Raw genomic sequence first — 21,635 nt, 5'->3', positions numbered from 1 at the left:
CGCTATAATTTCTCCGCCAGATGCGGGAACATGGAAATACTCCGTTTCAAAATTCCTTTCATGCATGCGATCGCCACCCCGTAATTGGTCATGGGGATCCCCTGTTCTGCAGCCCGGCGCTGCCGGGACCGCATCTCTCTTTCATTCAGCATACATCCTCCGCAGTGCAGGATCAAGCGGAATTTCCCCAGATCCTGCGGAAACTCCATGCCGGAGCAGAACTCATACCGAAGTTCTTTCCCCGTATATTCTTTCAGCCAGGCAGGCAGCTTCACCGTGCCGATATCGCCGCACTGCCGGTGGTGCGTGCATCCTTCCGCGATCAGGACCCGGTCCCCGTCCTGGAGCGCTTTCATGGCGGCGGCTCCCCGGACGGCATCCGCCAGCAGCCCTTTATAACGCGCCATCAGGATGGAGAACGAAGTCAGCGGCACCTCCTGCGGAACTTCCTTTGCCACCAGCCCGAACACCTGGCTGTCGGTAACGACCAGCGCCGGCGGTTCCTTCAGTTTCTGCAATGCCTCCGCCAGCATATTCTCCTTCACCACCACCGTACATACGTCCGCGTCGATCAGATCCCGGATGACAAGCTGCTGGGGAAGAATCAGCCTGCCTTTCGGCGCCGCCGAATCGATGGGCGTCACCAGCACGGCCGTATCCCCGGGCCGGACCAGATCCGCCGCCAGGCGCATCCGCTCTTCTTTCTGCGGCGCCAGAGAACCGATCTTCTCTTTCAGCTCATGGATCTTCGTATGGTACAGGGCGCTGACGCTGATGCAGTTCTCCCCGTCCTCCGGCGTTTCCTCCAGCAGGTCGCTTTTGTTCCACACCAGCAGATACGGAATCCCGCTCTCCCGAAACATCTCCACCAGTTCCTTCTCGCACGCGCCGAGTCCCGCCCGGGCATCCGCCACCAGCACGGCCACATCCGTCCTCTGCAGGACTTCCCTGGTCTTCTGTATCCGCAGCTCCCCCAGGCTGCCTTCGTCGTCGAATCCCGGCGTGTCGATGATGACCACCGGCCCCAGCGGCAGCAGTTCCATGGATTTATAGACAGGATCCGTGGTCGTTCCTTTCACATCCGACACCACGGACATCTGCTGTCCCGTCACCGCATTTACTACGCTGGATTTTCCCGCGTTCCGCCTCCCGAAAAATCCGATATGGACCCGGTACGCCATGGGAGTGTCGTTCAGCCCCATCCTTTCTCCTCCTTAAAAACGAAAATCTCTTTGCCCTTCTTCGATCTGTTTCAGATGCTCCGCACAGATCTCCCGCGTGCGTTCCCTCGGGATATTGGCCAGTTCCGCCTGGATCAGCTTTTCGCCGACCTCCCTCGTTTCCGCCGACGCATAATCCATCAGATATTCCTTCAGGGTCATCAGCGCGTTGGGATGGCAGCAGTTCTGGATCTGCCCGCTCTTGCAGAGGCTCATAAAACGGTCCCCGGTCCTTCCTTCCCGGTAGCATGCCGTACAGAAGGAAGGAATGTACCCCAGGTCCATCAGCCAGCGCACCACCTCGTCCAGCGTCCGCTTGTCGCTGACGTCAAACTGCTCGGAGCATTCGTCTTCCGGCTCTTCCTCCGCATATCCGCCCACGCTGGTCCTGGAAGCGCCGCTGATCTGGGACACGCCCAGCCGGATCACCTTTTCGCGTACTGCCTGGGATTCTCTGGTGGAAATAATCATGCCGGTATACGGCACGCAGATGCGGATCAGCGCGCAGATCTTCGCGAAAATGTCGTCGCTGATGCCGTTGTCGAATGCGGACGGATCGATGCCTTCCGCTCTCTTCACACGCGGTACGCTGATCGTATGAGGTCCGACGCCGTGCACCGCTTCCAGATGCTCTGCATGCATCAGGAGGCCGGCGAATTCATAACGGTACATCTCCAGGCCGAACAGGACGCCCAGGCCCACATCGTCGATACCGCCCTCCATGGCGCGGTCCATCGCCTCGGTGTGCCATGCATAGTTGTGCTTCGGTCCGGTCGGATGCAGCTTTTCATAACTTTCTTTATGATAAGTCTCCTGGAACAGGATATACGTGCCGATCCCCGCCTCCTTCAGCTTCCGGTAATCCTCCACTGTAGTCGCGGCGATATTCACGTTCACCCGGCGGATCGCGCCGTTTTTATGCTGGATCGAATAGATCGTCTTTATACTCTCCAGGATATATTCGATGGGGTTGTTGACCGGGTCTTCCCCCGCTTCGATGGCCAGGCGCTTATGTCCCATATCCTGCAGCGCGATAACCTCTCTGCGGATCTCTTCCTGGCTGAGCTTTTTGCGGGCGATCAGCCGGTTGCCCGCATGATACGGGCAGTATACGCATCCGTTCACGCAGTAATCCGAAAGATAGAGCGGCGCGAACATCACGATCCGGTTTCCGTAAAAATCTTTCTTGATCTGCTCCGCCAGACGGTACATCCTCTGGATCCGCTCCGGGTCCTGACAGGCCAGAAGCACCGACGCCTCCCTGTGGTTCAGTCCTTTGCGGGCTTCCGCTTTTTTCAAAAGAGCGTCCACCAGTTCCAGGTTTTCGCAGTTCTCGTCTGCATAGGCAAGCGTCTCCCGGATCTCTTCATCCGAGATGAATTCCTCCGCTTTCATCGATTTTACATCATACATCGTTCTTTTCCCCTTTCCAGTCGCCTCGCTCGGCCGACACATAATAACCGATCTTTTCCATACGTCCTTTCAGCTCTGCAAGTCCCTCGGCCGCCTCGCTTCCGGTACATGCTTTATGGTCATAAAGCGTATATTTCCGCCGTTCTTCCGCCGGAGTCAGGTTGGGCATGACCACATTGGCCCCCGCCAGGATCCCCAGCTCCGTCCCGTTTCCGGCGATGGTCCCCAGGGCTGTGGTGGCGGGCAGCAGTACGTCCGGCAGGATCAGGCGCACCAGCGCCAGACATTTTAAAGTCATGGACAGCGTCCCGGCCGTTTCCTGCGCAAACTTCGTGTCCTTCTGCGGGATAAACGGTCCCAGCCCCACCATATGCGGACGAAATTCTTTCAGAAACCGCAGTTCTCTGGCCAGGTGCGCCGCCGTCTGTCCGGGCGAGCCCACCATAAATCCGCAGCCCACCTGGTATCCCAGTTCCTTTAAATCGTTCAGGCACCGCATCCGGTTCTCCCAGGAAAGCTCCGGCGGATGCAGCATTCCATAATGCCCGGGATCTGCGGTTTCATGCCGGAGCAGGTAGCGGTCCGCCCCGGCCTCTCTCCATCTTCTGTACGTCTCTCTGGAACACTCTCCCACCGACAGCGTGACCGCACAGTCCGGAAAATGTTCTTTCAGCATCCGGACCAGCCGTTCCACCCGTTCCGTATTGTACCAGGGGTCTTCTCCACCCTGCAGTACAAATGTGCGAAAGCCCAGGAAATATCCTTCCTGGGCGCATTCCATGATTTGCTGTTCACTGAGACGGTAACGTTCTGTCTGTTTGTTATCTCTTCTGATCCCGCAGTAATAACAGTTATTTCTGCAGAAATTTGTGAACTCGATCAGTCCCCGGATATAGACTTTTCTCCCGTAATGCTCCTCCCGCATCCGGCGGGCGCGGGCATACAGGCAGGACAGGAGTTCCTCATCTTCTGTCAGAAGCAGATTTATCAGTTCTTTTTCCGGCGGCAGGTCTCCCGCCGCCGGCTGTTCGATCCATTCTCTCATGTTTCTGTTAAAAATATTTACCACGGAATCGTATTGTGCAGCAGTTCGTGCTCTTTTCCTTTGAGCAGACCGTCATACAGCGCCTCTACCGTCGGGTTCTCATCCGCTTTCTTAATGATCATGACGCTGTCCGCATTGTACAGGCCTTTTGCCCTGGCCGCCTTGGTCCGGTCTCCCGGCTTCACAGGCTGTCCGCCTCCCATGATGCAGCCTCTCCGGCACGCCATCACTTCGATGATCTGGTAATTGGCCTCTCCGTTTTTCACCCGGTCCATAACGGTTCTTGCGTTCGCCAGGCCGCTGACCACGCAGACGTTGATGGGAATCCCTTTGTAATCCACGGTAAATTCCTTGATGCCCTCTTCGCCCCGGACTCCGCATTCTGCAATGGCATCCAGAGACTCTTTGTCATGTTTATCCACCAGGCGTCTCAGTACCGCCTCGGTCACGCCGCCGGTGACTCCGAAGATCACGCCGCCGCCCGATCCGAGTCCGAACGGCATGTCGCAGGACTGCGGATTCAGGTCGGCAAACTCGATGCCGGCGCTGCGGATCATACGAATCAGTTCCGTAGTCGTGATCACCCAGTCGGTGTTGCGTTCCCCGTTGTTTACGCTGTCAGGCCGCAGGATCTCCATCTTTTTGGCCGTACACGGCATGATCGACACAACGACGGTTTTCTTGCCCTGGTTCTTCTCATACCCTTTGTAATGCTCTTTGATCACCGCCGAGAACATCTCCTGCGGCGAACGGCAGGTGGAAATATTCGGAATAAATTCCGGATACTGATCATGTACAAATTTTACCCACGCCGGACAGCAGGAAGTAAGAAGCGGCAGATTCTGCCCCTGGCCGAGTCTCTCCAGGAATTCCTTGCTTTCTTCCATAACCGTCAGGTCTGCGCTGAACGTGGTATCGTACACTTCGTCAAATCCCATCCGGTGCAGCGCGGCTACGATTTTTCCCATGACGCTCCTCCCGTTGGGAAGCCCGAATGCGTCTCCTACAGCCACGCGGACTGCGGGCGCCACCTGGGCGATCACACGGGTATTCGGATCCGCCAACGCTCCCCAGACTTCGTCCAGGTTCATTTTGATCGATATGGCTCCTGTGGGACAGTATACCCGGCACTGACCGCAGTTCACGCACTCGGTCTCTGCGATGGGTTTATTGAACGCCGGCATGACCATGGCGTCCGTACCACGGAACGCAAAGCCCAGCGCCCCGATCCCCTGGATCTCTTCACATGCCCGCACGCAGTCTCCGCAGAGGATACACTTGTTGGGATCCCTTACCAGAGACGGCGAACTGGTATCCAGAGGCTGGATCGTCCTCGTGTTTTCAAAACGCACCGACGTAATATTCATGCGGATGGCCAGCTGCTGCAGCACGCATTCCCCGTTTTTCACACAGGTCGTACAGTCTCTGCAGTGTGCCGCCAGCAAAAGCTCCACGATCAGTTTCCGGTACTTTTTAATCCGGCCGCTGTTGGTGTAGATGACCATTCCGTCCCTGGGTTCTTCCGAGCAGGAGGCAAACGTCCTGCCCCGGTCGTCCTCCACCGTGCAGAGACGACAGGCGCCAAAGGTGGACACCTCCGAATGATAGCACAGGGTAGGCAGATTGATCCCTGCCTTCCGGATCACGGAGAGCACGTTCTTTTCATCGGTAAATTCTATTTTTCTTCCATCTATCGTCATAGTACCCATACAAGCATCCCTCCTATGCGTCTACATATATTGCGCCGAACGCGCAGTTGTCCTTGCAGGCTCCGCACTTGATGCAGATCTTCGTATCAATCTCGTGGGGCTCTTTTACTTTTCCGCTGATAGCGCCCACCGGACAGTTCTTCGAACACTTGTGGCAGCCTATGCAGAGTTCCGGATTGATCACATATTTCCGCAGCGCCTGGCAGGTCTTGGACCGGCACCTCTTATCTACAATATGCTCCACATATTCATCGCGGAATGTCTTCAGCGTGCTCAGGACCGGCAGCGGGGCGCTTTTGCCCAGTCCGCAGAGAGCCATGTTCTTGACCATCTCCGCGATCTCCTGCAGTTCATCCAGGTCGGAAAGCTCTCCTTCTCCCGCCACGATCCGTTCCAGAATCTCCAGCATCCGTTTGGTCCCTTCCCGGCAGGGCACACATTTACCGCAGGATTCTCTCTGGGTAAAACTCATAAAGAAACGGGCCACTTCCACCATACAGGTGTTTTCGTCCATGACCACCAGACCGCCGGAGCCCACGATCGCGCCGAATTTTTTCACGGAGTCAAAATCCAGTCCCACATCCAGCTGTTCGGAGGTAAGGCATCCGCCGGACGGGCCGCCGATCTGTACTGCTTTGAAATTTCCGCCGCCTTTGATGCCGCCGCCGATGTCGTAGATAATCTCCCGGAGCGTCGTTCCCATGGGCACCTCGATCAGCCCCGTATTCTGGATCACTCCCGTGATGGAAAACGTCTTGGTACCCGGACTGCCTTCCGTACCGATCGTGCGGAACCAGTCGGCCCCCTTCAGGATAATGCCCGGCACGTTGGCGAACGTCTCCACGTTGTTCAGCACCGTCGGCTTCTCCCAGAGTCCCTTTTCCACGGTCCTTGGCGGCTTCACACGCGGCATGCCCCGGTTTCCTTCGATGGATGCCGTCAGCGCGCTTCCTTCGCCGCATACGAACGCTCCGGCTCCCCGGTTGATATGCATATGGAAGCTGAAGCCGCTGCCAAGGATATTGTCTCCCAGCAGCCCCGCTTTCTCCATCTCTCCGATGGCATGTTTCAGGCGCGCCACAGACAGCGGGTACTCCGCGCGCACATAGATGTATCCTTCATGGGATTGCACCGCATAAGCGGCGATCACCATGCCTTCCAGGAGTTTATACGGATCGCCTTCCATCACGCTTCCGTCCATGAACGCTCCCGGATCGCCCTCGTCTCCGTTGCAGACCACGTACCGTACCTTCTCCGGCTGCCGCGCCACCTGCTTCCACTTGCGTCCTGCCGGAAATCCTCCGCCGCCGCGTCCCCGCAGTCCGGAGCGGTCCACTTCCTCGACCACCTGCTCCGGCGTCATGTCGAAGAACGCCTTCGTCAGCGCCGAAAAACCTCCTGCCGCTATGTATTCTTCCAGGGATTCCGCATCGATCTTTCCGCAGTTTTCCAGGACTATCCTGGTCTGTCCGGCGATAAAGGGAATCTCTTCCGGTTTTTCATAGATCTTTTCATTCCGATGGTAGAACAGACGCTCCACAGGCTCCCCGTGCAGAACCGTTCTTTCAAAGATTTCTCCGCAGTCTTCCGGCTGTACTTTTACATACTGATAATGCGCCGGTTCGATCCTCACCAGCGGTCCCAGTTCGCAGATCCCCTGACATCCTGTTTTCACTGTTCCCAGGTGAGGCACTTCTTTCTGAAATTCCACAGACACGCCTTCCACGTTTTCGCAGAGTTCTTTCATCCGGTCATAAATCTTCTGGGATCCGGAGGCCACGCATCCGGTACCTGCGCAGACAAGGACGCGGCAGGTATAAGAGGCGATCTCTTCCTGCGTCTTCTGACAGACATTGGTTAATGCTTCTCTGTTTTCAATTTTCATGCCGTTCCTCCTCTCAGCTTCTCCAGCAGGGCCAGCGCCTTCTCCGGCGTCATATTCGGATGCACCTCATCGTTTACCGTCATTGTCGGCGCCAGTCCGCAGGCCCCGAGACAGGAAACCGTTTCCACGGTGAACATCATATCGTCCGTGGTGTGTTTTTTCTTGCTCAGGCCCAGCTCTTTCTGCAGCGCTTCCAGAATCGGTACAGATTTTCGCACATGACAGGCTGTCCCATCGCAGACCTTGATAATATATTTTCCCTTTGCCTCAAAAGAGAAATTTTCATAAAATGTCGCGACGCTGTACGCTTTCGCCTCCTTCACCCCGATCTCTTTCGCCACATAGGTCAGCAGTTCTCTGGGCAGATAGCGGTATTCCCCCTGTATATCCTGCATAATCGGGATCAGGGAACTGGGTTTCCTCCCGTAGAGTTCGATGATCTCATCTGCCTTGTCATAGTAAGATTGACTTAACATCTTGCTACCTCCTTATGTTTTTTGCAGTATTTTTCATTTTTCCGTGCGCCCTCTCCATATTCTTTTAGGCAAATGTCACAATTATTATAACTTATTTGTGTTTTTATCTCAACATTTTTCTGTATGCAGAATCCCGAACAAAAACTTATCCGGGACACAGGAATAACTATTGTACTTTTGGGAAGGATCATGTATCTTTAATGGTAAAGTCAATGTCAGGAAAGGAAGAATTATCGATCTATGGAAAACAATCATACCATCATGGATATTTTTGGAACCAATGTATTCAACGACAAAGCCATGCGCCAGTATCTTCCCAAGAGTATTTATCACGAGCTCCGGAAGACCATCGACGGCCGCAAGGAACTGGATCCCGCTGTGGCAGACATCGTAGCTTCCGCCATACGGAAATGGGCCATCGAAAAAGGCGCCACCCATTATACCCACTGGTTTCAGCCGCTGACCGGTTTCACCGCCGAAAAACATGATTCGTTTATCACTCCTCCCCGGGCAGACGGCTCCGTCCTGGAGGAATTCTCCGGAAAGGATCTGATCAAAGGAGAACCGGACGCGTCTTCTTTCCCGTCGGGCGGCCTTCGGACCACTTTTGAAGCCAGAGGCTATACCACCTGGGACTGCACTTCTCCGGTATTCATCCGGGAAGACGCCGCAGGTCCCATCCTGTGTATCCCTACGGCATTCTGTTCCTTCACCGGAGAGGCTCTGGATCAGAAGACGCCCCTTCTGCGTTCCATGGAAGCGGTCCAGGAACAGACACTCCGTCTGATCCGCCTGTTCGGCAACACCACATCCAGGAAGGTGACGCCGTCCATCGGGGCGGAACAGGAGTACTTCCTGATCGACCGTGAAAAATATCTGGAACGCAAAGATCTGATCTATACCGGGCGTACCCTGTTCGGCGCCATGCCGCCCAAGGGGCAGGAGCTGGACGACCATTACTTCGGAACCATCCGCCAGAGGATCGCGGCTTATATGAAGCAGGTCAACGAAGAACTCTGGAAAATGGGAGTTCCCGCCAAAACCCAGCACAACGAAGTGGCTCCCGCCCAACATGAACTGGCCCCCATCTACGCGGAGGCCAATGTGGCCACCGACCATAACCAGATCATGATGCAGACGCTGAAAAGAGTAGCCGCGCAGCAGGGACTGGTCTGTCTGCTCCATGAAAAACCCTTCGCCGGCGTTAATGGATCCGGCAAGCACAACAACTGGTCCCTGACCACCGACGACGGCATCAACCTGCTGGATCCGGGCAAACGCCCTCATGAAAATAAACAGTTCCTGCTGATCCTCGCCTGCATCCTGAAAGCGGTTGACACGCACGCGGATCTGCTGCGGGAATCTGCGGCAAACGTGGGCAACGACCACCGTCTGGGCGCGCACGAGGCGCCTCCGGCCATCGTCTCCGTATTCCTGGGCGAACAGCTGGACGAGATCCTGGACCAGCTCATGAGCACCGGAAACGCCACCCACAGCCTGAAGGGCGGGAAACTGCACACCGGAGTCAAAACGCTTCCCGATCTGACCAAAGATGCCACCGACCGCAACCGGACTTCGCCGTTCGCTTTTACCAACAATAAATTTGAATTCCGTATGGTAGGCTCCCGGGATTCCATCGCGCCTTCCACCGTCGTTATCAATACCATCGTGGCAGAGGCGTTTGCAGACGCCTGCGACGTGCTTGAAAAAGCGGACGATTTCGACACGGCCCTGCAGGATCTGATGCTGCAGTATATCTCGGAGCACCGCAAGATCATTTTCGGCGGCAACGGTTATTCCGAAGAATGGGTACAGGAGGCGGAACGGCGCGGACTTCCGAACCTGAAATCCATGGTGGACGCGATCCCCGCCCTGGTAACGGAAAAATCCATCCGTATGTTCGAGCGGTTCGGCGTCTTCAGCGAATCGGAGCTTTTCTCCCGCGCCGAGATTAAATATGAAACATACAACAAAGCGCTTAACATCGAAGCGCTGACCATGATCGATATGGCGGTCAAACAGATCCTGCCCGCCGTGATCAAATACACAGGCACCCTGTCGCAGATTATCGAATCGCTGCGCGCCATCGGAGCGGACGCTTCCGTTCAGACAGAGCTTCTGAGCGGCATCTCTTCTCTGCTGAACGAGGCCAACGGCGCCGTCAAAATTCTGCGCGAGGTCACGGCGGAAGCGGGGACTATTGAAAGCAATGAAAAACGGGCCCACTTCTATCATGACTACGTGCTTCCTGCCATGGAAGCTCTTCGCCGTCCGGTGGACAAGATGGAAATGCTGGTAGACAAAGAGGCATGGCCGATGCCGTCCTATGGCGATCTGATGTTTGAAGTATAAGACAGAAAGCGCCGCTGAATCATCGTCAACAAATGATTCAGCGGCATTTTTTTAATTTATTGAATTGTTGGCGGCTATGACTGTCTGTAGAGCACAACCGTCTCATAAGGCCGAAGCTCTGCCTTCGTGCCATTCAAACGGGAATCTTCATAGTTTCCAAGCAGCCGTGTGTAACCGTTCAGCCCGCGTCCTGCGTCCCAGATCACTTCTTTGCCGTAGAAATTGCTGATCACCAGCAGCTCCTGATCTTTCCATGTCCTGCGGTAAGCCATGACGGACGGATGTTTTTCATCCAGGGGCTCCAGATCTCCATATGCCACCACATCGTAATCTTTGCGCAGCCGGATCAGCTTCTGATAATAGCGAAAGATCGAATCGTCATCCTGCATCTCAGACTCCGCGTTGATCCGTACATGGTTAGGATTTACGCTGATCCACGGCTCCGCGTCTGAAAATCCGGCATATTTGCCGCCGTCCCACTGCATGGGGGTCCGGCTGTTGTCCCTGGAATGAATCTTCAGGATCTCATATACCGCGGATTCCGGCAGCCCTTTTTCCTGAAGGATCCGGAAATGGTTCAGGCTCTCCACATCCTTGTACTGGGAGATCTGGTCGAAATGCGCGTTGGTCATGCCCAGTTCCTCTCCCTGATAGATATACGGCGTGCCTCTCAGACAGTGGATCACCGTTCCCAGCATTTTCGCGGATTCTTTCCAGTATCTGCCCTCGTCGCCAAAGCGGGACACTACTCTCGGCTGATCATGATTGCACCAGAATACTGCGTTCCATGCGTGATGTTCTGCCATATGGGTCTGCCAGTCGAACAGGATGTGTTTCAGTTTCTGGAAATCATAAGGCACGATCACCCATTTTTCATTTCCCACAAAATCCACCTTCAGATGATGGAAGCTAAACACCATGGACAGTTCCCTGCCGTCCTCCGACGCGTACCGGTAGCAATTCTCCATGGAAGTGCTGGACATCTCGCCCACCGTAATGATTTCCGCATCCGTGCCGAACGTGGCCGCATTCAGTTCCTGAAGGTATTCATGGATCCTGGGGCCGTCTGTGTAGAACCGGCGTCCGTCTCCTTCATAATCGTCCTCGTACCTGTCCTTGCTGATCAGGTTTACCACATCGAAACGGAATCCTTTCACGCCTTTTCCCATCCAGAAACGGATTACTTTCTGAAGCTCCTGACGCACTTCCGGATTGTCCCAGTTCAGATCCGGCTGAGAAACATCAAATAAATGCAGATAATATTCGTCAAATTTTTCTACATATTTCCAGGCGTTCCCGCCGAACTTGCTCTCCCAGTTGGTGGGAGGCTCGCCGTTATCTTTGCCCTTTTTGAAAATATAGAAATTCTTATATTTCGGATCCCCGGACAGCGCTTTCTGAAACCACTCATGACGGTCTGAAGTATGATTAAAGACCATATCGAGCATGAGGCGGATACCTCGCTTCGCCGCTTCTCTGGACAGTTCTTCAAAGTCTTCCATCGTTCCGTATCTTGGATCAATGTTGTAATAGTCTTCCACATCGTAGCCGTTATCGTTCTGGGGAGACACGAAGAACGGCGTCATCCAGATGTAATCTACACCCAGTTCTTTTAAATAATCCAGTTTTCCGGTTACTCCCTTTAAATCCCCGAGTCCGTCTCCATTGCTGTCACAGAAAGATTTCGGGTAAATCTGGTATACTGCGCTCTTCTTAAAATCCATGCTGTCTTTCTCCTTTCACTATTCAAAACGAATAACCGCCGTCTCTCCTGCCACCGCGTCCATGCCGGTCAGATACTCTATATTTCCGGCATTTCCCTGCTCGGTGATGATGAACATGGTCACAGTCGGATGGCCCGCCGCGCGGATCTTGTCTTTATCAAAGCGGATCAGCGGCTGTCCGGCACGTACCTGGTCTCCTTCTTTTACGAAAAGTTCAAAACCGTCGCCGTTCATATCCACTGTATCTACGCCCACATGGATCAGCAGCTCTGCTCCGTTGGGGAAGATCAGCCCGCAGGCATGGCGGCTGTCTTCCATCACTACGCCCACCTTCGCGTCTGCCGGAGCCACAACCGTGTCGTTTTCCGGCTCGATAGCCACTCCGTCCCCCATGATGTGCTGGGAGAATACATCATCCGGCACTTCGTCCAGCGGAATCACTTTTCCGGTCAGCCCTGCCTTCAGTTCCTTTACTTCTGAAACCTCTGCTTCTTCACCGGCTTCTTCACGCGCCTTTTCTTCCGCCTGCTCTTCCATCCTGGCTTCCTCTTCCTCGCCGTACAGTTCTTCTCCGGACAGTCTCTTCCTGCCGACGATCAGGGTCAGGACAAAAGGAATCACGATCGCCGCCGCCATGGCCATCAGGAAATACAGGTAGAACTGCGGTTTGATGGAAAGGATGCCGGGCAGGCCGCCCACGCCGATGCTGGTGGCTTCCACGCCAAATCCTACAGAGATCACTGCAGCTGCCGCAGAACCGATCATACCGCAGACCAGCGGGAATACATATTTCAGGTTGACACCGAACAGAGCCGGTTCGGTGACCCCTAAGTAGCAGGAGATACATGCCGGTACGTTCACCTGCTGCGCTCTTTCATTCTTTTTCTGAAGCATGCTCATGGCAAGCACACTGGAACCCTGGGCGATGTTGCTCAGCGCGATCATGGGCCACAGGATCGTTCCGCCTGTCTGGGTTACAAGCTGTGTGTCAATCGCGTTGGTCATATGGTGGAGACCGGTCATAACGATCGGCGCATAGACCAGGCCGAAGACCGCCGCGAACACATAACGGATATTAGAGGTCAGTCCGGCATAGACTACAGACGCGATGGCGTTGCCAATCGTCCAGCCGATGGGACCTACTACCATATGAGCGATAAATACTGCCGGAACCAGGGAGCAGAACGGCACGACGATCATGCTCACCACCGCCGGGCAGATCTTTCGGAAAAATTTTTCCAGATAAACCAGGACAAATCCCGCCATCATGGCCGCGATCACCTGTCCCTGGTAACCGATCATCTGCACTTTGGCAAACCCGAAATCCCATACCGGGATCTCCGAAGCCGGGGTAGACGCCACAGAAAAACCGTTCAGCAGCTGGGATGATACCAGCGTCAGTCCAAGGATGATACCCAGGATCTGCGTCGTTCCCATCTTCTTTGTAATCGACCACACGATGCCTACCGGCAGCAGATGGAAGATCGCCTCGCCGATCAGCCAGAGGAAGCTGTCGATCCCCGCCCAGAATTGGGAAATATCCACCAGCGTCTTTGTTCCGTTCTCAAAAAAAGCGATGCTGTCAATCACATTCCGGAAGCCCAGAATCAGACCGCCGCAGATCAAAGCCGGGATAATGGGAGCGAAGATCTCGCCCAGATTGCTCATGGCTTTCTGTGCCCAGTTCTGATTTCCTTTGGCCGCCTGCTTCGCAGCCTCTTTACTCACGCCTTCCACGCCCGCATAAGCTGTAAATTCATTATAAAATGTGGAAACATCGTTGCCGATGATAACCTGGTACTGCCCGGCCTGGGTAAATGTGCCCTTTACACATTTGATTTTTTCGATTTCTTTCGTTTTTGCCTTCTTTTCATCTGCAAGGACAAATCGCATCCTCGTCATGCAATGGGACACTGCGGAAATGTTTTCCTTGCCCCCGATCAGTTCCAGAAGCTCTTTCACTTCCTCTGTATACTTTGCCATGATTCCCCTCCTACTGTTTTGAGTCAAACTTGTTTGAACAAGTTGAATATAGCACACTTGTTTAAACAAGTCAATACTTTTCTTTGTTTTTTAACTTGTTTAAACAAGTTTGTATTTTTTCTTGACTTTCTCCATAATAGTCTATAATATGGTACCAGGATCCGACAGAATTGATCCAAAAAATGAAAGGATCCGGTGCCCGGACCGGATCCTGGAACATAAACAGACAGCATGGAAGGAGTAACACGGCATATGCCCAGAAGTAAATACGAATCTATCTACAAAGATATAAAAGAAAAAATCGAAGAGGGCGAATACCCTTATCAGGAGTTACTCCCTTCTGAGCATCAGCTGATCCAGACCTACGACTGCTCCAGAAACACAGTCCGCCGCGCCCTGTCCAATCTGGTAGCCGACGGTTATATACAGACGCTCCCCGGCAAAGGAGTCCGCAACATCTATCAGGCGGTAGAACAGGCTTCTTACACCCTGGGAAACATCGAGTCTTTCCGGGAGTCCTCTCTGCGCAACCGCCGCAGCGGCAGCACCCGGGTGCTGCAGTTCATGGAACTGACGGCTGACCGGAAAATCGCGTCACGTACCGGTTTCCCGGAAGGCGCAGAACTCTACTATGTGCAGAGGCTCCATTACCTGGACCAGAAGCCGCTGATCATCAATCACAATTATTTTCTGAAAAGCACCGTTCCCGGCCTGACCCGGGAGATCGCGGAAGGCTCCATCTACAATTATCTGGAAAATACGCTGCATATGACGATCGTCAACAGCAAAAGAACCGTTACGGTGGAGAAGATCACCCAGATCGACGAAAAATATCTGGAACTGAATGTGGACGACTACAACTGCCTGGCGGTTATCACCAGCCAGACTTACAACAGTGACGGGGTCATGTTTGAATACACCCAGTCCCGCCACCGTCCCGATTACTTTCGTTTCCAGGATAACGCAGTAAGGAGAAAATCTTCATGAATACCAAAGATATGACACAGACTGCCGCCCACCACGCCATGGCTGTAGTGGGCGGCTTTTTCGGGGTTTATGCCCTGATGACGCGCAGCGACACCTTCGGTTCCTCCGAAACATCCAATCTTATTTTTTTGACCATAGACGGACTTGGCGCCTCCTTTCCGGATTTTCTGATCCGGCTGGGAGCCACGTTCTGTTATATTGCCGGGATCGTCTTCGCTACCCTGATGCCCAAATATCTGAAAAGGACAGATCTTCGTTACCTGTCTGTCCTGATCGACTTCGCGGCATGCCTGCTGCTGGCGCAGATTCCCGGCGACGTGAATCCCGTACTGGCGCTTTACCCCATGTTCTTCGCCACGGCGGTACAATGGCTGTCCTATACTCAGGCAGCCGGGTACAACAGCGCCACTATTTTCTCCACAAACAACCTGCGCCAGTGTTTTGCCGGGCTGACGGAATATCTCTACAGCCGGGAAGAAAAGCATCTGGCGCGGTTCCTGTTCTATGGCGGCACGCTGCTGTGTTTTCACGCAGGCGTTGTCTACTGCTGGTTCTGTATGAAACTCTGGGGCATCAAAAGCATCTATGCGTGCCTGCTGCCCCTTGCCGTCGGTTTTATCATGACGCTTCGGGATTCAGGTTCTTCACATTCATAATCAACATCTGCAGCCGGTTCTCGATATTGGCGAAACTTACGTCCGGATCGTAGTCCAGAGGCAGGATCTGCGCATCCGGATACATTGCCTTTAATTTCTTGGCGATACCTCTCCCCACAATATGGTTCGGCAGGCATCCGAAAGGCTGCAGGATCACAAACGCCCGGCATCCCTGTTCCGCGTAGTGAATGATCTCCGCCGGGATCAGGACTCCTTCCCCGGTATCAAAAGTATGCTGGATGATAGAGTCGCTGGCCTTTACGAGTTCCGGAAGCCGGCAGGGCGGCGTATAAAGCGGATGCGCTGACGCGATTTTATCAGTGGCATCATGCGCCGCCTCGAATACCTCGTCCGCGATCCGGTACCATCCCTTCTGCAGAATCGGCGCGTTCAGACGGTATTCGCGGATCTGCGTGTCTTTGGTAAAATACGTCTTCCGGATCACGTCCGTCATATGCGCTTCGATGATCTCAAAGCCATTCCGTTCCAGATAATTCTCGATGTCATGGTTGGCGCCCGGATGGAAATTCAGCAGATATTCCCCGACAATCAGTACCCTCGGCCGTTCCTGGCTTCTGTCATACTTCACTTCTTTCATCAGTTCAATGGCTTTCCGGAAGCCTTTCTTCGCTCCGGAGACGCCCCCGGATTCCAGTCCTTCCACCAGCGCGTCCATACCCTTTTCAAACGCTTCATCCGCAGCTCCCGGCTGCAGTTCGTACGGCCGGATCTTCCGCAGCAGCGCTTCCAATGCGTCGATCATCGGAAGGGCAAAAGCGATCCGGACAGATGTGATCAGATTCATTTTGAAGCCCGGATGGATGTCATGGGGATCCTGGTCATCGTTAGTCAGGATCGACACACGGGAAAATCCCGCGTCGTCCAGCGCCTTGCGCAGCAGACGGCTGTAATGAGTCAGGCGGCAGTCTCCCATATATTTGCCCATGCCGATCGCCACATGGTCCAGATCATACTTCCCGCTCTTCAGCGCCGACAGTGCTTCTCCGATCACCATCTGGGCCGGGAAGCAGATGTCGTTGTGTACATACTGTTTGCCATAGCGGATTGCCTCCTCACGTCCCAGTTCCAGCGATTCCGTCCTGAGCCCCTGCCCGGCAAAAGCAGCGGCCATAATACGGCTGAACGCATGAGAAGTGTTGGGGATCAGCACCACACGCTGTCTGCGGTCTTTGGCCGTGAATTTCACCGGATACGGTTCCGGCAGCGCCCGGAGTTCCATCTTTTCCTCTGAATTTCTCCGCAGAGAAAGAGTCTCCAGGAAAGAACGCACCCGGATCCGGAGAGGTCCCTGGATGTCGCTCTCGTCCAGTTTCAGAACCAAAGGCGTCTTCCCTGAGATTTCTTTCATCAGGCGGATGATCTCGTCAGACAGATAAGCGTCATGTCCGCATCCAAAACTGACGATCTGCACATATTCCAGCTCTTTATGGCCAGCGGCATAGATCGCTCCCGCCAGCATCCGGGCATGGAAGTTGTTCACGATTTCCACGGTGCTTTTGCTCAGGTCTACGTCTTCCAAATCCGGAAGAGAATCCACTGTCACCACCGGGATTCCCTGAGAAACAAACATTTCGGGAAGATCGTGGTTGACCAGGGCGTCGTTCTGATATGGGCGGGAAGCCAATACCACCGCAAAAGATCCCTCCGCTTTCACCCGGTCCATGACCTCTTTCCCGGCCTGTTTCAGCTGCTCATGGAACGAACGCATGGCCCGGTCGCCCTCCTCGAGCGCTCTGCGCGTCTCGTCCGCCGGGATCCGGAAAGTCTGCTCCATGTATTCCGTCATCTGTTTTTCCCGGTCTTTCGCCGTATACCAGTGGAACAGCGGCGTGTCGAACGGGATATTCCAGCGTTCTTCCGGATTGTCCGAGTTGCGGATCACAAATGGATATCCTTTTACCACCGCACACATGGACTGGCTGGTATCCACCGTATTCTCCGACGGCACCGTGGTAATCGACGGCATAAAGATCCGGTCCACGCCCTTCTTCGCCAGATTTCTCAGATGTCCGTGCACCAGCTTGGCCGGGAAACATACCGTATCGGAGGTAACCGCCGACAGTCCGCTCTCGTAGATCGCCCTCGTGCTTGGCGAAGACAGCTGCACCTGGAAGCCCAGGCTGCGCAGAAATGTTGTCCAGAACGGCGCCGTATCCCAGAACGACAGCACGCGGGGAATTCCGATCTTCACTCCTCTGTCGGGCGCCGCATTTTCCACGGGATATTCCTGGAATAAAAGCTTTTCCCTCAACCTGAACAGATTGGCCGTCTTTTCTCTCTCTTTCTGGCGCTCCTTTACCTGCGCCATCACAGACGCGTCCTTCGGATCTCCCAGTACCTCGCCGCGCTCGCAGCGGTTGTTGGTCACCCAAGCCTTTCCATTGGAAAAGCGCAGTACCGTACGTTTACAATGGTTGCCGCAGAACGGGCAAGTGGATTCTTCCGCCCTGGAATAAGTAAAATCTTCCATGGCGTCCAGGCCGATAAAAGTGCTGACCGGCTCCTGTCCCTGGGCGATCTGTCGCTCCCGGTTCTCCTTTGTCAGAATGGCCGCTCCGATGGCGCCCATCATGCCCGGATAAGGCGCTCTCGTCACATTTTTCCCCAGGTACTGCTCCAGCGCCCGAAGCACCGCGTCATTGCGGAAAGTTCCTCCCTGTACCACGATCCGCTCTCCCAGAGAATCCAGGTTCGACACACGGATTACCTTGGTAAACACGTTCTCGATAATAGACCGGCACAGGCCTGCCATGATATCCTCCGGCTGCCTTCCGCTCCTCTGTGCCGTGACGATGCTGCTGTTCATAAATACCGTACACCGGCTCCCCAACGCCGCCGGACTCTCCGCAGAAAATGCGGTCTGGGCGATCACTTCCACCGGAATATGCAGAGACGCCGCAAAATTCTCCAGGAAAGAACCGCAGCCGGAAGAGCAGGCCTCATTAACCACAATATTGGTGATCACGCCCCTGTCCAGCCAGATCGCCTTCATATCCTGCCCGCCGATATCCAGAAGGAAAGTGGCGTCCGGCACATATTTCGCAGACGCCCTTGCGTGCGCCACGGTTTCCACCACATGATATTCCGCAGAAAATGCTTTTTCAAACAACAGTTCCCCGTATCCGGTCGTACCTGCCGCCAGGATAGTAAGCTCCGCCCCGGCTTTTTTCCAGCGGTCTCTCATGGCCAACAGCGCTTTTCTCGCCACCTCGAGCGGTTCTCCCGCGTTGGAAGCATAGAAAGAATCCAGGATATTCTCCTCTTCATCCATCAGGACAAATTTCGTCGTGGTACTTCCGGAGTCAATACCCAGATAAGCCCGTACTTTCTGCCCCGGCTGCGGATGCCAGGTATCTTTCGGAATAGCATGGCGGCGCATGAATTCCTTTTTTTCTTCCTCATTTTCAAAAAAGACCGCCGTCCTGCCCGCGGTCGGCGCGTGGCTTTTCTCACGGATCTCTTCCAGACTGGCCAAAAGAGCATCCACATCCGCTTCCGCAGATCTTTCCGCAAAAAGTTCCTGCAGGGACAGAGCCGCCCCGTAAGCTACCATGATCTCCGGATGCTCCGGCACCAGCACTTCTTCATCCGGAAGCTCCAGACGCTCGGAAAACACCCGGATCAACTGCGGATTGAAGGTCATAGGACCGCCCTCGAAAAGCACCGGGCCTTTGATATCCAGGCCCTGGGCCAGACCGCCTATGGTCTGCTTCGCGACCGCATGGAAAGAAGACAGCGCCAGGTTCGCCTTGGACACTCCCTGGTTCAGCAGCGGCTGAATATCCGTCTTGGCATATACGCCGCAGCGTCCGGAGATATCATATACCGATTCTCCCTGCTCCGCCGTATGGTTCAGCTGTTCTACCGGAATCCGCAGGATCGCCGCCACCTCGTCCAGAAAAGCGCCCGTACCTCCTGCACAGCTTCCGTTCATTCTCATGTCCGCCACATCCAGCCTGCCGGTCTTGTCATCCTTACGGAAAAACAGTACCTTGGCGTCCTGGCCGCCCAGCTCGATGGCCGTGCGCACCTCCTTGTACAGTTTCCGGATCGCAATCGAATTGGCGACCACTTCCTGCACATAAGACAGGCCCAGCCGGTCCGCCAGCTTCTTCGCTCCGGAACCGGTCAGCGCCATGCGGAGTTCCGCCGCCGGGAAACGCTCTTTCAGGCGTTTCAGGCAGTCGATCACGCTCTGCACCTGCTGCGCGCTGTGTCTCCGGTAATCGGAATATGTAATCTCATCTGTGTCCTGATTCACGGCCACGATTTTCGTCGTGGTTGAACCGATGTCAATCCCAATCTGAAGTCTCTCTCTTTCCAAAACTTTATCCTCCGTATCTTGCTGTATTCATCTGTCAAATGATTTACAGAGTTTTAAAAGCAGGGTATAAAAGACGGCACGCTCCTCATCGGCCAGTCCGGCGAGAAGATGCTCCTCCGCCATCTTCACATGCCTCACCGCCATATGGCAGCAATGTATGCCATTGTCGGTAATCTGCACCATCTTGACCCGGCGGTCCGCCGGATCTCCAAAACACTCCACCAGGCCCTTTCTCTCCAGACGCGATACAATGCCCAGCGCCGTGGACTGCGCCACGTGAAGCTTTCTCTCCAGTTCCTTCAGAGGCATCCGGCTTTCCGACGTGCGGTTCAGTATCACCAGCGTTCCCACCTGGGCCATAGTCAGATCCTCCGACCTGAGCTGATTGTTAATCTGTTTTTCCAGTTCATCGTGAATCTGCTTGATAAATACTCCATACATCTCACATTCTGCCATGTCCGTACCTCCTTGAACGTAAGTAGGAGTATAACATGTTTTGACGTTCAAATCAATACCTTGCTATCAATCAAAGTTTTCTCCAAAGTTTTCTTATTTCCTTGTCATCGTCCTGTGAGAATGAAAATGGGCAAGGAAAAGGCTGTGACAGGTATCACAGCCAGGGTTGTTATATATCTAAACTAATTACCTATATCTCTTTCATCAAATAAAGCAGATCTCCGTATCCGGAATTTTCAAATAATTGCCGGAATCCGAAAATCACTTCTTCCATAGAATAGCAGTTATCCTCCAGAAACTTATCGTCTTTCTCCCCTAAATACTGGTAAAAAAGAGCTGCCGCCATCACATCTTCCTTATCTGTGTAATCAATATTCTCCAGAAGCATATTTTCCGCTTCATTAATCTGTCCCGCATCAATCATGTCTAAAAAGTTTCCCAATGGTTTTCCCGACACCTCATACTTGTTCTCTTTTTCCGGCTCAACCGAAACATACTCTTTCCCGAACAGCAAAGAAAACAGCACCCTTACCATTTCTTTAATTAACCGCATAATATAATCTTTTTCGTCAACAAGTCCCATGGTTTCCACCTTCTATATATTTTATTTAACATGCATATAAACAAAATCTTTTATGAGCCGTGCCGCCTCTTCCGCATTGGAAGCGATCGCAGGATGTCCTCCGTTTGGAAAGATATGTACCTGTGCATTCTCAATCAGCGCTGCCATTTCTCTGTATTCTTCTTCCATATTACTCCGGCACATCTGGTCTTCCTTGCTGCCCATAAATAAAACCGGAACTTTCAGGCTCTCCAGAGGTCTATGAAACAACGGCCGCCTTTCTTCCGCACACCGCATCAGCGCCTTGGTATCAAGATCTACTATCTTTTCCCAGTCCGCCCCCTGACACCATTCATAGAACTGCCTCGCCTGAGGATCAGCCTTCGCCATCTCTCTTTCAGTCAGCAAGTTTCCGGCAAAATGATCATTGAGCGTCCGCCCGTCAAAACTGTCTGCCGTCACCGTGCGGAAAAGATCCGGACGCTCCAGCGCGGCATTGACAGCCGCCCATGCGCCTCCGCTGGTTCCGCAAAGGCTGACTTTCCCGCACTGTAAATGCTCCGCAAGCGCAATCGTCTGCAATGCCTCATCGTACCACATGTCCGGCAAAAAACTTTCCACTCTTTCAGATTTTCCGTTTCCCAGGAAATCAATCAGAACGCATCTGAAATTTTCCACATATAACGGCATAAGCAGTTCAAACATCTTAGAAGATGCCGTGTTGCCATGCAAAAAAATCAGTGTCTCTCCACTTCCATATTCTGTATAAAATACAGATTTCCCCTCATATTGAAAAAATGCCATTATTCCTCCCCCGCTTTT

15 protein-coding genes are annotated in these 21,635 nt (G+C 53.8%); 3 read left to right on the top strand and 12 right to left on the bottom strand.

Going from position 1 to position 21,635, the window contains the following annotated elements; all coding sequences use genetic code 11:
- Positions 1 to 2: 2 nt before the first annotated feature.
- From hydF to B5F29_RS04300, 6 genes are read right to left on the bottom strand one after another with little or no spacing between them, the layout of a single operon-like run.
- Complete coding sequence (gene hydF / locus B5F29_RS04325; RefSeq protein WP_087153432.1) at positions 3 to 1,202, bottom strand: [FeFe] hydrogenase H-cluster maturation GTPase HydF; 1,200 nt, start codon at positions 1,200 to 1,202, stop codon at positions 3 to 5.
- Positions 1,203 to 1,214: 12 nt separating this feature from the next.
- On the bottom strand, positions 1,215 to 2,633 hold the full coding sequence (gene hydG / locus B5F29_RS04320) for a [FeFe] hydrogenase H-cluster radical SAM maturase HydG (protein ID WP_087153431.1): 1,419 nt from the start codon (positions 2,631 to 2,633) through the stop codon (positions 1,215 to 1,217).
- Positions 2,626 to 3,678: a [FeFe] hydrogenase H-cluster radical SAM maturase HydE gene (hydE, locus tag B5F29_RS04315; RefSeq protein WP_087153485.1), complete on the bottom strand. Its 1,053-nt coding sequence runs from the start codon at positions 3,676 to 3,678 to the stop codon at positions 2,626 to 2,628. The genes hydG and hydE overlap by 8 nt, the downstream gene beginning before the upstream one ends.
- 17 nt (positions 3,679 to 3,695) lie before the next feature.
- A complete protein-coding gene (locus B5F29_RS04310) occupies positions 3,696 to 5,387 on the bottom strand; it encodes a [FeFe] hydrogenase, group A (protein WP_087153430.1) in 1,692 nt (563 codons plus the stop codon).
- Positions 5,388 to 5,400: 13 nt separating this feature from the next.
- Positions 5,401 to 7,272 carry an NADH-ubiquinone oxidoreductase-F iron-sulfur binding region domain-containing protein gene (locus B5F29_RS04305; RefSeq protein WP_087153429.1) on the bottom strand — a complete coding sequence of 624 codons (1,872 nt, stop codon included), beginning with the start codon at positions 7,270 to 7,272 and terminating at the stop codon, positions 5,401 to 5,403.
- The gene (locus tag B5F29_RS04300) at positions 7,269 to 7,748 is read right to left on the bottom strand and encodes a complex I 24 kDa subunit family protein (RefSeq protein WP_087153428.1); all 480 of its coding nucleotides are present in this window, start codon (positions 7,746 to 7,748) and stop codon (positions 7,269 to 7,271) included. Before B5F29_RS04300 ends, B5F29_RS04305 begins: the two co-directional genes overlap by 4 nt.
- A 240-nt stretch (positions 7,749 to 7,988) precedes the next feature.
- On the opposite strand from B5F29_RS04300, the gene B5F29_RS04295 reads away from it, so the two are divergent.
- Positions 7,989 to 10,100: a glutamine synthetase III family protein gene (locus B5F29_RS04295; protein ID WP_087153427.1), complete on the top strand. Its 2,112-nt coding sequence runs from the start codon at positions 7,989 to 7,991 to the stop codon at positions 10,098 to 10,100.
- Positions 10,101 to 10,174: 74 nt separating this feature from the next.
- Here B5F29_RS04295 and treC read toward each other — a convergent pair whose 3' ends face one another.
- Both treC and treP read right to left on the bottom strand, forming a co-directional pair.
- Complete coding sequence (treC, locus tag B5F29_RS04290; RefSeq protein ID WP_087153426.1) at positions 10,175 to 11,824, bottom strand: alpha,alpha-phosphotrehalase; 1,650 nt, start codon at positions 11,822 to 11,824, stop codon at positions 10,175 to 10,177.
- 18 nt (positions 11,825 to 11,842) lie between these two features.
- Positions 11,843 to 13,807: a PTS system trehalose-specific EIIBC component gene (gene treP, locus B5F29_RS04285; protein WP_087153425.1), complete on the bottom strand. Its 1,965-nt coding sequence runs from the start codon at positions 13,805 to 13,807 to the stop codon at positions 11,843 to 11,845.
- 252 nt (positions 13,808 to 14,059) lie between these two features.
- On the opposite strand from treP, the gene treR reads away from it, so the two are divergent.
- Together treR and B5F29_RS04275 are read left to right on the top strand one after the other, a co-directional pair.
- Positions 14,060 to 14,794: a trehalose operon repressor gene (gene treR, locus B5F29_RS04280; protein ID WP_087153424.1), complete on the top strand. Its 735-nt coding sequence runs from the start codon at positions 14,060 to 14,062 to the stop codon at positions 14,792 to 14,794.
- Positions 14,791 to 15,450: a YoaK family protein gene (locus B5F29_RS04275; protein WP_087153423.1), complete on the top strand. Its 660-nt coding sequence runs from the start codon at positions 14,791 to 14,793 to the stop codon at positions 15,448 to 15,450. The genes treR and B5F29_RS04275 overlap by 4 nt, the downstream gene beginning before the upstream one ends.
- Here the strand turns inward: B5F29_RS04275 and B5F29_RS04270 are convergent.
- The 4 genes from B5F29_RS04270 to B5F29_RS04255 all read right to left on the bottom strand — a co-directional run bounded on the left by B5F29_RS04270 (position 15,413) and on the right by B5F29_RS04255 (position 21,617).
- Positions 15,413 to 19,795 (bottom strand): acyl-CoA dehydratase activase, encoded by a 4,383-nt coding sequence (locus tag B5F29_RS04270; RefSeq protein ID WP_206414169.1) that lies wholly within the window; start codon positions 19,793 to 19,795, stop codon positions 15,413 to 15,415. The two genes, B5F29_RS04275 and B5F29_RS04270, sit on opposite strands and share 38 nt — an antisense overlap.
- 27 nt (positions 19,796 to 19,822) lie before the next feature.
- The gene (locus B5F29_RS04265) at positions 19,823 to 20,251 is read right to left on the bottom strand and encodes a MarR family winged helix-turn-helix transcriptional regulator (RefSeq protein WP_087153422.1); all 429 of its coding nucleotides are present in this window, start codon (positions 20,249 to 20,251) and stop codon (positions 19,823 to 19,825) included.
- Positions 20,252 to 20,441: 190 nt separating this feature from the next.
- The gene (locus B5F29_RS04260; RefSeq protein ID WP_087153421.1) at positions 20,442 to 20,834 is read right to left on the bottom strand and encodes a DUF6483 family protein; all 393 of its coding nucleotides are present in this window, start codon (positions 20,832 to 20,834) and stop codon (positions 20,442 to 20,444) included.
- Between the two features lie 21 nt (positions 20,835 to 20,855).
- On the bottom strand, positions 20,856 to 21,617 hold the full coding sequence (locus tag B5F29_RS04255) for an alpha/beta fold hydrolase (protein WP_087153420.1): 762 nt from the start codon (positions 21,615 to 21,617) through the stop codon (positions 20,856 to 20,858).
- Between the last annotated feature and the right edge of the window lie 18 nt (positions 21,618 to 21,635).

It is taken from the genome of Lachnoclostridium sp. An196, assembly GCF_002160135.1.
GTDB lineage: Bacteria > Bacillota > Clostridia > Lachnospirales > Lachnospiraceae > Hominiventricola > Hominiventricola avistercoris.
Note: the sequence above shows the minus strand (reverse complement) of the source record. Positions and strands in the feature narration are given on the sequence as shown.